Source organism: Nocardiopsis endophytica (assembly GCF_027706725.1).
In the GTDB taxonomy this organism is placed as follows: Bacteria; Actinomycetota; Actinomycetes; order Streptosporangiales; family Streptosporangiaceae; genus Nocardiopsis_A; species Nocardiopsis_A endophytica.
The window spans coordinates 15259-28769 of the sequence record NZ_JAQFWQ010000092.1; the positions used below are offsets into that span (position 1 = coordinate 15259).

The window sequence follows — 13511 nt, forward strand, 5'->3', positions numbered from 1 at the left end:
TCGTCGGGTATCCGCCCCTTGGGGGTGGGACGGACCGGACCGAGGTCTATCAGCGCATGCGGGGCAGGACGTCCCAACAATCGCGCGATGAACGTTGTCCCCTCGCCGGTGACGGCGCGGTGACGCCGAGCATCCGCGCAGGTGGAGCGGGCGGCGCGGGGCCGGGTGGCGCCGCGGCGGGACGGGCGGGGCCGGTACCGGCCCCGCGCCGGGGGTTGCGGAGGGGCGCCGGGGCACTGCGGCTTCTTAACGCACCACCCTTGTTCCGAGTCTTCAGAAATTACTGAAGAGCGGATAGCGTGGACGGCGACGGACCACCACCGCTCTGCCTAGCGAGGCCGACCATGACCGCATCCGACACCGTCTTCGACCTGGGCTCCCCCGAGTTCATGGACGACATCCCGGGCGGCTACGCGCGTATGCGCGACGGCGCCCCCCTGGTGCGCATCGCCTTCCCCGGAGTCGACTACACGACCTGGATGGCCACGCGCTACGACGTCGTGCGCGACGTGCTCAACGACCCGCGCTTCATGCGCGACGCCACCCGGGTCCCCGGGCTGGAGGGCGCGGGCATCCTCGACCAGCTCGTGCAGGCCTTCGGCATCACCGACGACTACAAGCGCTACATGCGCGGACTGCTCACCACCGACGGCGACGACCACGCGCGCCTGCGCAAACTGGTCTCACGCGCCTTCACCGTGCGCCGCGTCAACGACCTGCGCCCGCGCATCCGCACCATCGCCGAGCAGGCGCTGGACGCCCTGGAGGGGCGCGAGGAGTTCGACGTGCTGTGGGACTACGGCTTCCCGGTCTCGGGCAACGTCATCTGCGAGCTGGTCGGCATCGAGGAGTCCGAGCGCCCTCAGTGGCGCGCGTGGATGCACACCATCGCCGAGGGGGCGCCGGAGCGCTACAACGACTCCTTCGTGCTGATGGTCGACGCGGTGCTGCGGAACATCGCCGACAGGCGCGCGCTCGCGGCCCGCGGCGAGGCCCCCGACGACCTGCTGACCGCGCTCATCCACGCGCGCGACGAGGACGGGGGCCGCCTCAGCGAGGACGAGCTGGTCGCGATGGTGCTCATCATCGTCCAGGGCGGGCACCACACCACCGCCCACTTCGTGGCCAACTCCGTGTTGGCGCTGCAGCAGGACCCCGACCAGTTGTCGGTGCTGCGCGATGACCCGGGCCTGATGCCCCGCGCCGTGCACGAGCTGCTGCGCCTGCACGGTCCGGCGCCGATGGCGGGTGTCGCCCACGCCAAGGAGGACGTGGAGCTGCACGGGGTGCGCATCCCGCAGGGGGACGCGGTCGTGTGCGCCCTGGCGGGGGCCAACCGCGACCCCGCGGCGTTCCCCGAGCCCGAGCGGCTGGACGTCGCCCGCGAGCCGGCGGGGCGGCGCGAGACGCACGTGTCCTTCGGCCACGGGCCGCACTACTGCCTGGGGGCGGCGCTGGCGCGCACGGAGGGGGAGGTCGCGCTGGACCTGCTGTTGGAGCGGTACCCGGACATGGCGCTCGCGGTGGCCCCCGAGGACCTGGAGCGCTTCGAGCAGCCGGGCTCGCGGCACCTGACGTCGCTTCCCGTATGGCCCCATGGCGGCGCCTGACCACGATACGGACCGCAGGCCTGCAAGGCCCGCCCCGGCTTCCGGACCGGCGGCCGGCCCTTCCGGGAGGAGGCCTCCGGCCGCCCGCCGAGGGCGGTCATGACCGGCGGAGGCCGCACCACTCCGACGGACCCCGTCGGCTCCGGCGGTCGGCGTTCGAACCGGTCCGGCGGCCGCGACCGCGAGACCACGACCGCCGAGGAGCAGGGCCCGGGCGCGCATTCCGCGCACGCGCCCGGAGCCCCTGCGCCCCGCCGAGGGGCGGCGCCCCTGTGGACGGCAGGGGCGCCGCCCCGGCGGGCCGGACTCCTCAGTCCGCTCCGCCCCCTGCCTGACCGAACACCGCCGGGTCCGCGTTGGCCCCGGTGATCACCGTGGCCACGGACTCGCCCGGGACCGCTTCGGCGCCGCGGGCGATCGCCGCCAGCCCCGCCGCGCCCGCGGGCTCGGGCAGCACCCCCAGCGTGCGGGCGGCCAGGCGCATCGCCGCCGTCAGCTCCTCCTCGTCGACCAGCACCACGTCGTCCACCAGTGCCCGCACCCGCCGCACGGCCTCCGGGCGCGGGGTGCTGATGGAGATCCCCGCCGCGAAGGACGACGACGGCGGGACCGCCTCGGCCCGCCCGGTCCGCCAGGCCCGCGCCATCGCCGGGGCCGCGGCCGCGCCGGCGCCCACCACCCGCACCCCCGGCGCGTGCGCGCGCAGCCACCTGGCCACGCCGGTGATCAGGGCGCCGTCGCCCAGCGGCAGGACCACCGTGTCGAAACCGCCGGCCCGCGCCAGCTCCACGCCGATGGTGCCGGCCCCCTCGGCGATGGCGGTGTCAACGCCGTCCTTGGCCAGCACCCGGCCCGTGTCGGCGGCGGCGAACGCCTCGGCCTCCTCGTCGGGGGCGGCAGCCCGGTGGACCCGCGCACCGAAGGAGGCCATGCGGGCGGTCTTGACCTCGGAGGTGTGCCCGGGCACGAACACGTCGGCGGTGATGCCGCGGCCGCGCGCCGCGTAGGCCACCGCCTGCCCGAAGTTGCCGCCGCCCGACGCGCACACCAGCCCGGTGGCCGCGGGCAGGTGCGCCGCCAGGTGCATGGCGCCGCGCCCCTTGAAGCTGCGCAGCGGATTGAGGGTCTCGACCTTGACCAGGGCGGGGCGCCCGAGCGCGGCGTCCAGCATCGCGTCCCGGTACTGCGGCGTGTCCAGGAAGACGGGGTCGATGTACTCGCGGGCCGCGGCGATGCGGTCCAGGTCCAGGTCGTCGGCGCCCTCCGGGGCGCCGGTCGGGCGGGGGGCGGTGTGGGCACGGGTCATGGCGGACTCCCTGTCATCGGATGTTCCGGGACCGGATGCCGCCACGCTAGGCGGGGGAGCGGTGGCGGCGATTGCCCGTTTCCGCCGCCGCGTGCAAAATTTTTGCATGCGCGAACCGCACCCCCTCGACGACCTCGACCGCCTGCTGCTCGGCCTCGTCCAGCAGGACGCCCGGCGCCCGCTGCACGAGCTGGGCGATGAGGTGGGCCTGTCGCCGAGTGCGGTGCAGCGCCGGTTGACGCGGTTGCGCCGCACGGGGGTCATACGCGCCGAGGTGGCGGTGGTGGCCCCCGAGGCGGTGGGGGCGGGCCTCACCTCGCTGGTGCTGGTGGCGCTGGCCGACGACGACCCCGAGCACCACGCGGCCTTCCGGGCGCGCATGCGCGAGGAGGCGTGCGTGCAGCAGTGCTACGCCGTCATCGGCCAGTGGGACTACGCGGTGCTGCTGGTGACGCGGGACATCGCCCAGAACAGGGAATTGTCGCGGCGCCTGTTCGTCAGCGACTTCGGGGTCAGGCGGTACGAGACCTTCCCATCGTCCGGCGCGGTCAAGTCGGGCCTGACCCTGCCGATCGAGACCGGCTAGCGCGATGACCGCGGACGCTCGCCGGGGCCGGTGACGCGTTCGCCCGCCCGCGCTCAGGGCCGCCCGACCACATCACAGCGGACGGCCCCGATCCTCGCGCGGGGGGATCGGCGCATCGCCGACCGCGGCCAGCAGCTCGATGGGGAACTCCCGATCGTTCTGCCCCACGGCAAGGCAGACCCATCGCCCCGATTCCGGCGGCCGCCACAGGAGCATCGTGCTCGCGAGCATGCACAACTCGCTGATCGGCTCGGGCACAGGGCCTTCCGCACGAGGCGTCCGCAGCCCGAACGGATCGATGAACGGCCGTTCGACCGGTTCCCTGTGCAGGTACGGCGTCAGATCGACGCGTTCGGGCTCACCCCAGCGCGTCGTCAGTGCCTCGACCAGCGCCTGGAAAGCGGTGTCGATCTCCTTTTCGGCCGCCTCGACGACCTCCTCGCCGCGGTCCTCCCAGAAGTCCTCACTGGCCCGCAGAACGTGCACGTGGTAGCCGGGTCCGCCGCGCCGATCCCCCTCCCGCTCCTGCTCCCGTGGGAAGGGAAGGGCGAGCAGGTCGTCGACGACGGCCTCCAGATCCTGCGTTGTCACGCCAGGAGGCTAACAAGCCGGTGAACGTCCCCGGCCACCGCACGAGTGGCCGAGGCGAAGCGCGGGCCGGCCCCGTCCTCCCCGAAATTCCGTTGCGCATCGCGGTGCACCCGCGCGAGCATGCGGTGGCCGACCACGACCGAGTGAGAGGGAGAGACCGAATGCGGCGACTCTGCGGATTCTTCGAGCCCAACCTCCGGACACGAGATCCTCAGGACGTCGCACCCGATGACCACTCCACCTCTGACGATCGGCATCGTCGCCCACGTCGACGCCGGTAAGACCAGCCTCACCGAGCGCCTCCTCTTCGACGGCGGCGCCATCGACCGCATGGGCGGCGTCGACACCGGCGACACCGTCACCGACACCGGCCGGATCGAGCGCGAGCGCGGCATCACCGTCCGCGCGGCGGTCACCTGCTTCAGCGCGCACGGGCGCCAGGTGACCATCGTCGACACCCCCGGCCACGCCGACTTCGTGGCCGAGGTCGAACGCGCCCTGGCGGTCCTGGACGCGGCCGTGCTCGTCGTGTCGGCCGTCGAAGGCGTCCAGGCGCACACCCGCCTGCTCATGCGCCACCTGCGCGAGGCCGGCCTGCCCGTCCTCGTCTTCGTGAACAAGGCCGACCGGCGCGGCGCCCGCCCCGACGGCGTCCTCGACGAGCTGCGCCGCCGCTCTGACGCCCGGCTCCTGCCCCTGAACACGGTCGACGGGGCGGGCACCCGGCAGGCCCGCACCCGGGCGGCAGAGGAGGACGGCGCCGGCTTCCGCACCCGGCTGGCCGAGGCGCTGGCCGAGCACGACGACGAACTGCTCACCGCCCTGGTCGAGGACCGGCCCCTGCCGCCCGGCCCCGACCTGCACGCGCGGCTGCGCGCGCAGGTGGCCGCCGGCCGGGTGCAGCCGGTCCTGTTCGGCTCGGCGATCACCGGGGCGGGCGTCGCCGAACTCACCCGCGCCCTCGCCGGCCTGCTCCCGTCCGCGCCCGGGGCCGGCGATGAGGGGGGCGGGGAGCCCGCGGGGACCGTGTTCGCCGTCGACCGGTCGCCCACCGGCGACAAGTGCGGCTACCTGCGCCTGTTCTCCGGCCGCCTGGAGCCCCGGGCGCAGGTCTCCTTCGCCCGCGCCGAACCGGGGGAGGAGGGGCATTCCGGCCGCATCACCGCCCTGGAGGTGGTGGCCGCCGGCCCCGACCGCCCCCGCGCGCTCACCGCGGGCGGCATCGCCCGCGTGCGCGGCCTGCCCCGGCTGCGGGTCGGCGACCGGCTCGGACCGCCGAGGCCCGGCGCCCCGGCCCCGCGCTTCCCCCGCCCGTCCCTGGAGTCGGTGGTGCGCGCGGCCGACCGCTCCCAGGCGGGGCGGCTGCACGCGGCGCTGTCCGCGCTGGCCGAACAGGACCCGCTGATCCGCATCCGCGTCCTGCCCGGCGGCGCGGTGTCGGTGCTGCTGTACGGGGAGGTGCAGAAGGAGGTCATCGCCTCCACCCTCGCCGAGGAGTTCGGTGTGGACGCGGTGTTCGAGGAGAGCGCCACGGTCTTCACCGAGCGGCTCGTGGGCACCGGCGAGGCCGTGGAGGAGATGGGGCCCGGGGTGGACGAGTTCTGGGCGACGGTCGGCCTGCGCGTCGAGCCGGGCGCCCCCGGTACCGGTGTGCGGTTCCGGCGCGAGGTCGAATACGGCGCCATCCCGGCGGCCTACGACCGGGCGATCGAGGAGACGGTGCGCTCCACGCTCGGGCAGGGGCTGTACGGGTGGCCGGTGCCCGACTGCGTGGTGACCCTGATCCGCAACGGCTTCTTCGCTCCGGCGAGCGTGGCCGCCGACTTCCGGGGGCTGACACCACTCGTGCTGATGCGCGCGCTGGCGCGGGCGGGAACGCGCGTGTACGAGCCGTTGCAGGTCTTCGAGGTGGAGGGGCCGACCGACGCCCTCGGGGACGTGATGACGGTGCTGTCGACCGCCCGGGCGTACATCGGGGAGGCCGACACGGGCGGGAGCACGTGGCGGCTCGCCGGTGAGATCCCCTCACGGGAGGTGCACACCGTCGCGGCGCGGCTGCCGGGGCTCACGGGCGGAGAGGGGACGTGGTGGACGCGCCCCGGGGTCGACCGCGCGGTCGACGGCCCGCCGCCGCGGCGGGAGCGGACCGACGGCAACCCTCTGGACCGGGCGGAGTACCTGGCCCACCTCAGTCGGACGGGACACGCATGACGCCGCGCCCGATCTCGTCGGGGTCGCGGGTGGTCAGCGCCTGGGCGAGGGGTGTGCCGGTGCGCTCTGCGGCCTGGATCCGCTCCTTGACCTGGCGCACGGTGCGCGGCCGCCACCCGGGCCCGTCACAGCACGAGGAGTGGAACGTGACCCCGGCGCGGAGCAGGACGTCCAGCACGTACCACCCGGCCGCGTCGTCGCGGCGGGGCACCTCCAGGTCGTTGCCCGCGTTGATCAGGACGCCCGCGCAATTGGGGCAGACCCGTTGCCGGTCGGGGAGGCTGCGCACCTTGAAGTCCGATCGGCAGGACAGACACACGTGATGCGAACCGGGGTTGCGGGCACGTCGGCACATGCATGCCAGTGTCCTCGCCCGCGGTGCCGAGTGGCAACGGGATATACGGAACGGGAGGCCTGTACATCGGGGCCTCCCCGTCGGCGGTTAGCGCCCCGCGCCAACGGTAAGGAGACCTTCCGGAACGGACGTCCCCGCCCCCTGGAGCGCCCATGGCCGCCGAGCCCGCCCACCCCTTCGTCCCCTACCGGCCCACACGCCTCCCCGAGCCGGAGATGCTCCGCCGCGGCCGGGAGTTCGCCGCCCTGCTCGATGAACGGCGCAGCGTCCGTGAGTTCAGCGGCGACCCGGTGCCGCGCGCGTGCATCGACCTTGCCGTGCGCGCCGCCAACACGGCCCCCTCCGGCGCCCACCAGCAGCCGTGGACCTTCGTCGTCGTCGGGGATCCGGACACCAAGAAGCGCATACGCGAGGCCGCCGAGGCCGAGGAGCGGATCAACTACGAGGGAGGCCGGCTGCCGCCGGACTGGCGGGCCGCGCTCGCGCCGCTGGGCACCGGGTCCGACAAGCCCTACCTGGAGACGGTGCCCTGGCTGGTGGTGTGCTTCGCCCAGAAGTACGGGGTGAGGCCGGACGGCACGCGGCGCAAGAACTACTACGTCAACGAGAGCGTGGGCATCGCCTGCGGGATGTTCATCACCGCCCTGCACACCATGGGCCTGAGCACGCTCACGCATACGCCCAATCCGATGGCCTTCCTCAGCGGGATCTGCGGACGCCCGCCCAACGAGAGGCCGTACATCCTGTTCCCCGTCGGATATCCGGCGCCCGACGCGCGCGTCCCCGACCTGCGGCGCAAGCCCATGGATGAGGCCATGGCCGACGTCCCGCCCCGGTGACGGCCGCTCCACGGCCCGCCGGCCGGGAGCGGGGGACGGGCCGGTCAGGCCAGCCCGCACTCGGCGAAGGCCGTGCGCAGGCGGCGGACGCCCTCGCCGATCTCCGGGGCACCGCCCGTGCCTCCGAAGGTCAGGCGCAGGTGCGGGGCGGTCGGCTCGGCGGGGAAGTAGTGGTGCCCCGGGGCCACCGCCACGCCCGCCCGCAGGGCCGACGCCTCCAGCGCCTGCTCCTCGGCGCCCTCCGGCAGGCGCAGCCACAGGTGCAGGCCTCCGAGCGGCGGCTCCAGCGGCGGCAGGCCCGGCAGGGCGTGCAGCAGCGCGGAGGCCGTCTCCCGCCGCCGCTCGGCCAGGCCCCCGGCGACGGCGCGCAGGTGGCGCCCCCACACCGGCGAGCCCACCAGCTCCAGGGCCGCCTCCTGCAGCGGGCGCGGCACGAAGAAGCTGTCCACGACCTGGATGGCCCGCAGCCGGCGCATCACCGGCCCGCGCGCCGCCAGGGCCCCCACCCGCAGGTTGGGTGAGGTCACCTTGGTCAGCGACCGCACGTGCACCACACAGCCGTGCTCGTCCTCGGCGGCCAGCGGCGGCGGCTGCAGCGGTGCGTCGGCGTGCCCGAGGTGCCGGGCGAAGTCGTCCTCCAGCACGAACGCCCCCGCCGCGCGGGCGATCTCCAGGACCGCGCCGCGCCGCTCCGGGGAGAGCACCGCACCCGTCGGGTTCTGGTACAGCGGCTGGCACACCACCACCCGCGCCCCGGAGGAGCGCAGCGCCTCCTCCAGCAGCTCGGGGCGGATCCCGTCCCGGTCCAGGGGGACCGGGAGCGGCCGCACGCCCGAGGCCCGCGCCGCCGCCAGCATGCCCGGGTAGGTCGGCGACTCCACCAGCACCGGCGCGCCCGGCGGGGCCAGGGCGCGCAGTGCGGCGGTCAGCGCGCTCTGCCCGCCCGCGGTCACCAGCACGTCCGAGGGGTCGAGCACGCCGTCGTGCCCGCCGATCTCGCGGGCGAACCAGCCGCGCAGCTCCGTCACCCCCTCCACGGGCGGGCGCTCCCAGGCCTCCGGGCGGCGCCCGGCCCGGGCCAGGGCGGTGGCCAGCGCCCGCTCCGGCTGCAGCGCCGGGTGCAGGTAGCCGCCGTTGAAGGCGATCGTGCCCGGGGGCGGGGAGGACAGGGTGGCCAGGATCCCGGCGTCGTCGACGGTGCGCGGCACCGGTTCGGCGCCCCCGAGGGTCGGCTCGGCGCTCAGCGACACCTCCTGCCAGGAGGTGTCGCCGCGGGCACGGGCGCCCGCGGCGGTGGGGGCGCGGAAGGCGCCCGCGCCCGGGCGGGTGACGACCAGCCCCTCGGCGGCCAGCACCGCGACCGCGCGCGAGACGGTCACCGGGCTCACGCCGTAGCGCTCGACCAGCCGCCTGCTCGGCGGGAGCTTCTCGCCGGGTGAGTAGCGGTTGACCTCATGCCGCAGGGATGCGACCAGCTCTCCCACACTGCTACTCTTTTTCATGAGAGCTGATGATAGCGCTATCGCCTCGGAACGGGTAGCGGCCCGGCGCGGCGCCGTACTGGCGGCCCTGGGCGTCGCCTCGTTCTCCTTCACCTTCCCCGCGACCTCCTGGGCGCTGGAGGGCTTCGGCCCGTGGACGACCACCGCGCTGCGCTGCGCGCTGGCCGGACTGGTCGCCGCGGCGGTGCTCAAGGGCGCCGGGGCCCATCTGCCCGACAGGCGCCACATCCCCGGGCTGCTCGTGGTGGCCCTGGGCTGCGTCGTGGCGTTCCCGCTGCTGACCTCGCTGGCCCTGCAGACCACCTCCACCGGCAACGCCGCCGTGATCATCGGGCTGCTGCCGATGAGCACCGCCGTCGTCTCCTCGCTGTGGTCGCGCTCCTGGCCGCCGGGGGTGTTCTGGGCCGCGGCGGCGGTCGGGGCCGCCGCCGTCGCGGGCTTCACCGCCGTCCGGACGGGCGGCGCCCCGGGCGCGGGCGACCTGTACCTGTTCGCCGCCCTGGTGCTGTGCGCCGCCGGCTACGCGGCGGGCGGGCGCCTGTCGGCCCACATGCCCGGGTGGCAGGTGATCGCCTGGGCACTGGTGCTGTCGCTGCCGGTGATGGTGCCCGCGTCGGCGGCGGCGCTGGCCCTGGAGCCCGTGGCCCTGGCGCCGATCCCGCTCGCCGGAATGGCCTACCTGGCGCTGATCTCGCAGTTCGGCGGGTTCGCCGCCTGGTACCGGGGCATGGCGCTGATCGGGGTCGCCCGGGCGAGCCAGTTCCAGCTCGCCCAGCCGCTGCTGACCCTGGTGTGGGCGTTCCTGGTCCTGGGGGAGGCGATCAGCGCCTGGGCGCCGGTGACGGCGCTGGTGGTGCTGGTGTGCATCGCGGTGACCCAGCGGGCCGCCCGCAGGCGGGCGGCACCGGCCCCGCAGCCCGCACCCGCCGGCGCACAGGAGGCGGTGTCCGGTAGCGGGTGAGGCGGCGGCGCGGCGGGCGGGGGCGGGACTCGGGCCGCCCCCGCCCTTCTAGGTATCCCTACTCAGCCGCCCTGGGGAGCGGAGCCGATGTGGCGCCCCCGGCCGCGGCCGTAGCTTCACGGCATGGGTTACCTGGTCATCGGCAACACCGCGGCGCTCCTGCACTTCGCCTTCCTCGGCTACGTCGTCTTCGGCGGCTTCCTGGCGTGGAAGCGGCCCAAGGCGATCCGCATCCATCTGGCCGTGGCCGCCTACGCCCTCGGCATCGTCATCATCGACTGGCCCTGCGTGCTGACCGAGCTGGAGAACTGGGCGCGGGCCACGGGTGGACGCCCGGTCATGGGGAACGGGTTCATCGACCACTACCTGACCGGCACCCTCTACCCGCGCGAGCACCTGATGACCTCGCGCATCGTGATGGGCGCCGTCATCGTGGCGTCCTGGGCGGGGGCCGCGGTGCTCCGCCGGCGCGCGAAGGGCCGGGCTGCCGCGGGGGAGGAGCGGACGGCCCCGGCCGCCGAAGCGGATCCGGAGCGCCCTCTCGAAGCCGTCAGCGCTTGACGGCCGTCACCCGCAGGCGGCGGTAGTCGGCCCACCAGGCGCCGTCGCGGTGCAACCGGTCGCGGGTGCGCTCCTGGGCGTCGGCCAGGAACGCGCCGGTGTCGGTGACCCCCTCCAGCAGGTGGGAGCCGAACATCCGCAGCCAGACCGCCACGCCTTCGCCGCCCTCCAGGCGCGTCGGGCGGTCGAACAGCCAGGCCCCCGTCACCTCGAACCCTGCCCGCTCCAGCACCCCCGCGTACTCGGCGATCCCCGGGAAGTACCAGGGGGAGGCCGCCTCGGGCAGCCCCGACTCCGCCCGCACGGCGCGGGCCGCACCGTCGATGGCGGCGATGTTGCCCCGGCCTCCGAGTTCGGCGACCAGGCGGCCTCCGGGGCGCAGCGCCGCGGCCAGCGACGACGCCGCCGCGTCGGCCTCGGGGATCCAGTGCAGGACCGCGTTGCTGAGTACGGCGTCGAACCCGCTCAGCCCCAGGTCCCGCAGGTCGCCCACGCGAACGTCCAGGCCAGGGAAGCGCTCGGCGGCCCGCCGCACCATCTCGGGGGAGGCGTCGACACCGACGACCTCGGCCCCGCGCTCGGCGACGGCGGCGGCGTGGTCACCGGTCCCGCACCCGGCGTCGAGGACCCGCTCCCCGGCGGCCGGCGCCAACAGGTCGATGAGGTCGGCCCCGTACGAGGCGACGAACGCATGGCGGGTGTCGTACAACTCGGCGTCCCAGATCTGGTTCGGCATGCCCGCACCTTAACACCGGAGTATCAGATTTTGATATTTACGTCTCATTATTCGAGACGCCAGAAAAGTACCACCGCCGGTACTACCACCCGGCTACGCTGAGTGCATGGGTGTTGCGGATCGGTGTGCTGCTCGGCCGGTCCGGACAAGCCGACATCGTGGATGCCGCGGTCGTCATCGCCGCGATCGAGACGGGCGCCGCCATCGTGACATCGGACCCCGGGGACATTCGGAAACCCACCGAGGCCGCCGGACACGATGCGCCCCTGATCACCGTCTGACCGGAACGCGAAAGGGCCGGAACCGCATGCGGTTCCGGCCCCCATCTCATCGGCGGCTCACAGGCTGGCCAGCCGCTCCAAGGGGAACGGCGGGGTGGCCAGCGGGCGGGTCGCCGTGCGCATCAGCAGCAGCGGGTTGTCGTCTCCCGCGCTCCGGTTGGCGACCAGGGCGTCGCACCCGGTGCACCGGTGGATCAGCACCCACTCCCCGTCGCCGCGCACCGTGACCGCGATGGGCTCCATGCGGGCCCCGCACTCGGAGGCCCGGTCGCCCGGGACGCGGTCGTCGACGTGCTTGCTGAAAAGGCAGTTGGGGCAGTGGTTGCGGTGCCGCGTCCCCGGAGCGCTCAACGGGACGTCGAGGCTGCAGTTGGCGCAGCGGAAGCTGTCGCTCCCCTGACGGGAGCGGTGTCGCTGTTCGCGTCGTCGTGACACGGAGGTGACTCCTCGCGGAGAAGGTACGGGCGGTCGCTCGCACAGCGCCGTCCGCCGCCCCGCGAAGGGCCTCCGGCCGGTCAGGAGCCCGAAGCCCTCCGCAGGGTCGCGACGGCGCTCGACCGGGGGACAGACCTCAACTCGCTGGACATAGAGGCCACACACTCGCTATCTGTGACACGGCGACAGGAACACGCGGGCCCACAGGCCCGCCTGCGGCAATTAGACCCGCGCGCCCTGCGGACGGGCAACTCATTTTCCGTCCGCCGACCCCGGGGCCGCCATGAGGGCCCGCACCTCTGCGGGCGACCACGCGCCCGCCGCGCCGGGGCGGGCGGCCAGGTAGGCGGCGGTCCTCCCCGGGTCCCACCGGTGGGAGGCCGCCAGCCCCGCACCGATGACCCGCAGATAGGCCCCCGCGGGCGCCGTGTGCTCCACCTGGGCGCTGGACCAGTGCGCAGTGAAGGTCAGCATCGGCACCCCGTCCATGTCTCCGCAGTGCAGCAGCGTCTCATAGCGCCCGTCACCGAGCACCGCGCGGCCGCGGGCCACCGCCTCGGCCGGGTCCGGCCCCTGGCCGGGAGGGCGGTACATCTCCTGTGCGGCGATGTCGGAGAACTGCTCGGAGGACACCAGGTACGCGCGGGCGGGCGCCGCCCCCGGCAGGTCCGCGTCCAGCATGGCCAGGCCGCCGCCCCACATCCGCGACGTCAGCCCGAAGTACACCCCTCCGGCCAGCCACACCGCCCTGTCGGCACGGGGCGGCGTGCGGTCCCTGCACCCCGGGTTGGTACGCGCCCCGCCGCCGGGGGCGCCTCCGCGCACATAGCAGTCGAGCCGCCCGGCGTCCATATTGGCGCCGTAGCTGACGTACCAGACCCGGTCCACGGGGCGCCTCCTCGGCCTCAGGAAAGGTCAGACCAGCGAGGGCGCCCCGTCCAGGGCGCGCTCGTAGCAGACGCTCAGCTCGCAGTCGGCGTAGTGCCCGTAGCGGTCGATGCGGGTGTAGCCGCACTTCTCGTACAGGCGCATCGCCTCGGGCTGCTCGACGCCGGTCTCCAGGCGCATGCGCTGCGCGCCCAGCCCGCGCGCGTGCTCCTCCAGGGCGCGCACGAGCAGGCCGCCGATCCGGCGGCCCCGCCACTCGGGGACCACGTACATCCGCTTGATCTCATAGGTGCGCTCGTCGAGCCGGCGCAGGCCCCCGCAGCCCACGCTCGCCCCGGTGGCCCCGTCGGTGGCGAGCAGGAAGGCGGCGGTGTCCTCGGCGGAGGGTTTGGGTCCGGCCTCGGTGTCCCCGCCATAGCGTTCGATGGTCTCCCGCTCCTGCGCGAGGCGCAGAGCGGCTCCGGTCGCGTGGTCCCAGGGGATGTCCTGAACGATGATGCGCACGGTCGGATCGTAGCGGCCCACGGCGACACCCCCGCCCGCCGCCCGGGCGACCCGGGGTGATGCGCCGGTCACATCCGGCGGCCCCCCACCCCTCGTTGATCTCGGGAAAAACGCCCCTACCAGGCCGGTTTTAGCGTCGCTTCTC

Annotated in this window: 15 protein-coding genes; 7 read left to right on the plus strand and 8 right to left on the minus strand. The window is 74.6% G+C overall.

The annotated features are described in order from the left end of the window. Positions 1-344 precede the first annotated feature (344 nt). On the plus strand, positions 345-1610 hold the full coding sequence (locus tag O4J56_RS24495) for a cytochrome P450 family protein (RefSeq protein ID WP_270689009.1): 1266 nt from the start codon (positions 345-347) through the stop codon (positions 1608-1610). Positions 1611-1920: 310 nt separating this feature from the next. On the opposite strand, the gene O4J56_RS24500 is transcribed toward O4J56_RS24495, so the two are convergent. Further along, positions 1921-2916, minus strand: coding sequence for a threonine ammonia-lyase (locus O4J56_RS24500; protein WP_270689011.1), 996 nt, complete (start codon positions 2914-2916; stop codon positions 1921-1923). Between the two features lie 106 nt (positions 2917-3022). On the opposite strand from O4J56_RS24500, the gene O4J56_RS24505 reads away from it, so the two are divergent. Beyond that, complete coding sequence (locus tag O4J56_RS24505; RefSeq protein WP_270689012.1) at positions 3023-3502, plus strand: Lrp/AsnC family transcriptional regulator; 480 nt, start codon at positions 3023-3025, stop codon at positions 3500-3502. A gap of 72 nt (positions 3503-3574) precedes the next feature. Here O4J56_RS24505 and O4J56_RS24510 read toward each other — a convergent pair whose 3' ends face one another. Next, positions 3575-4093: a hypothetical protein gene (locus O4J56_RS24510; RefSeq protein ID WP_270689014.1), complete on the minus strand. Its 519-nt coding sequence runs from the start codon at positions 4091-4093 to the stop codon at positions 3575-3577. A 228-nt stretch (positions 4094-4321) separates the two neighbouring features. Between O4J56_RS24510 and O4J56_RS24515 the strand changes: the two genes are divergently transcribed. After that, the gene (locus O4J56_RS24515) at positions 4322-6304 is read left to right on the plus strand and encodes an elongation factor G (RefSeq protein ID WP_270689016.1); all 1983 of its coding nucleotides are present in this window, start codon (positions 4322-4324) and stop codon (positions 6302-6304) included. Here the strand turns inward: O4J56_RS24515 and O4J56_RS24520 are convergent. After that, entirely contained in the window at positions 6282-6593 is a 312-nt protein-coding gene (locus O4J56_RS24520; protein WP_270689018.1) for a hypothetical protein, read from the minus strand. The genes O4J56_RS24515 and O4J56_RS24520 overlap by 23 nt on opposite strands. A 218-nt stretch (positions 6594-6811) precedes the next feature. On the opposite strand from O4J56_RS24520, the gene O4J56_RS24525 reads away from it, so the two are divergent. After that, complete coding sequence (locus tag O4J56_RS24525) at positions 6812-7498, plus strand: nitroreductase family protein (RefSeq protein WP_270689020.1); 687 nt, start codon at positions 6812-6814, stop codon at positions 7496-7498. Between the two features lie 44 nt (positions 7499-7542). On the opposite strand, the gene O4J56_RS24530 is transcribed toward O4J56_RS24525, so the two are convergent. Continuing rightward, positions 7543-8982 (minus strand): aminotransferase-like domain-containing protein, encoded by a 1440-nt coding sequence (locus O4J56_RS24530; protein ID WP_270689033.1) that lies wholly within the window; start codon positions 8980-8982, stop codon positions 7543-7545. A gap of 16 nt (positions 8983-8998) precedes the next feature. On the opposite strand from O4J56_RS24530, the gene O4J56_RS24535 reads away from it, so the two are divergent. After that, on the plus strand, positions 8999-9961 hold the full coding sequence (locus tag O4J56_RS24535; RefSeq protein WP_270689021.1) for a DMT family transporter: 963 nt from the start codon (positions 8999-9001) through the stop codon (positions 9959-9961). 123 nt (positions 9962-10084) lie between these two features. Continuing rightward, entirely contained in the window at positions 10085-10522 is a 438-nt protein-coding gene (locus O4J56_RS24540; protein ID WP_270689022.1) for a DUF2784 domain-containing protein, read from the plus strand. Here O4J56_RS24540 and O4J56_RS24545 read toward each other — a convergent pair. Further along, complete coding sequence (locus O4J56_RS24545) at positions 10512-11258, minus strand: class I SAM-dependent methyltransferase (RefSeq protein WP_270689024.1); 747 nt, start codon at positions 11256-11258, stop codon at positions 10512-10514. The two genes, O4J56_RS24540 and O4J56_RS24545, sit on opposite strands and share 11 nt — an antisense overlap. A 113-nt stretch (positions 11259-11371) precedes the next feature. Between O4J56_RS24545 and O4J56_RS24550 the strand changes: the two genes are divergently transcribed. Next, positions 11372-11539, plus strand: a complete 168-nt coding sequence (locus tag O4J56_RS24550; protein WP_270689026.1) for a hypothetical protein — start codon at positions 11372-11374, stop codon at positions 11537-11539. Positions 11540-11596: 57 nt separating this feature from the next. On the opposite strand, the gene O4J56_RS24555 is transcribed toward O4J56_RS24550, so the two are convergent. The 3 genes from O4J56_RS24555 to O4J56_RS24565 form a co-directional block, all read right to left on the minus strand. Further along, a complete protein-coding gene (locus O4J56_RS24555) occupies positions 11597-11974 on the minus strand; it encodes an RNHCP domain-containing protein (protein WP_270689028.1) in 378 nt (125 codons plus the stop codon). Positions 11975-12226: 252 nt separating this feature from the next. Then, complete coding sequence (locus tag O4J56_RS24560) at positions 12227-12862, minus strand: histone deacetylase (protein ID WP_270689029.1); 636 nt, start codon at positions 12860-12862, stop codon at positions 12227-12229. Between the two features lie 27 nt (positions 12863-12889). After that, a complete protein-coding gene (locus O4J56_RS24565) occupies positions 12890-13366 on the minus strand; it encodes a GNAT family N-acetyltransferase (RefSeq protein ID WP_270689031.1) in 477 nt (158 codons plus the stop codon). Positions 13367-13511: the final 145 nt, after the last annotated feature.

What these genes read in the sequence shown, in the direction of transcription:
- O4J56_RS24495 (WP_270689009.1), top strand. Translation starts at nt 345, where the DNA reads ATGACCGCATCCGACACCGTCTTCGACCTGGGCTCCCCCGAGTTCATG.
- O4J56_RS24500 (WP_270689011.1), bottom strand. Translation starts at nt 2,916, where the DNA reads ATGACCCGTGCCCACACCGCCCCCCGCCCGACCGGCGCCCCGGAGGGC.
- O4J56_RS24505 (WP_270689012.1), top strand. Translation starts at nt 3,023, where the DNA reads ATGCGCGAACCGCACCCCCTCGACGACCTCGACCGCCTGCTGCTCGGC.
- O4J56_RS24515 (WP_270689016.1), top strand. Translation starts at nt 4,322, where the DNA reads ATGACCACTCCACCTCTGACGATCGGCATCGTCGCCCACGTCGACGCC.
- O4J56_RS24525 (WP_270689020.1), top strand. Translation starts at nt 6,812, where the DNA reads ATGGCCGCCGAGCCCGCCCACCCCTTCGTCCCCTACCGGCCCACACGC.
- O4J56_RS24535 (WP_270689021.1), top strand. Translation starts at nt 8,999, where the DNA reads ATGAGAGCTGATGATAGCGCTATCGCCTCGGAACGGGTAGCGGCCCGG.
- O4J56_RS24540 (WP_270689022.1), top strand. Translation starts at nt 10,085, where the DNA reads ATGGGTTACCTGGTCATCGGCAACACCGCGGCGCTCCTGCACTTCGCC.
- O4J56_RS24545 (WP_270689024.1), bottom strand. Translation starts at nt 11,258, where the DNA reads ATGCCGAACCAGATCTGGGACGCCGAGTTGTACGACACCCGCCATGCG.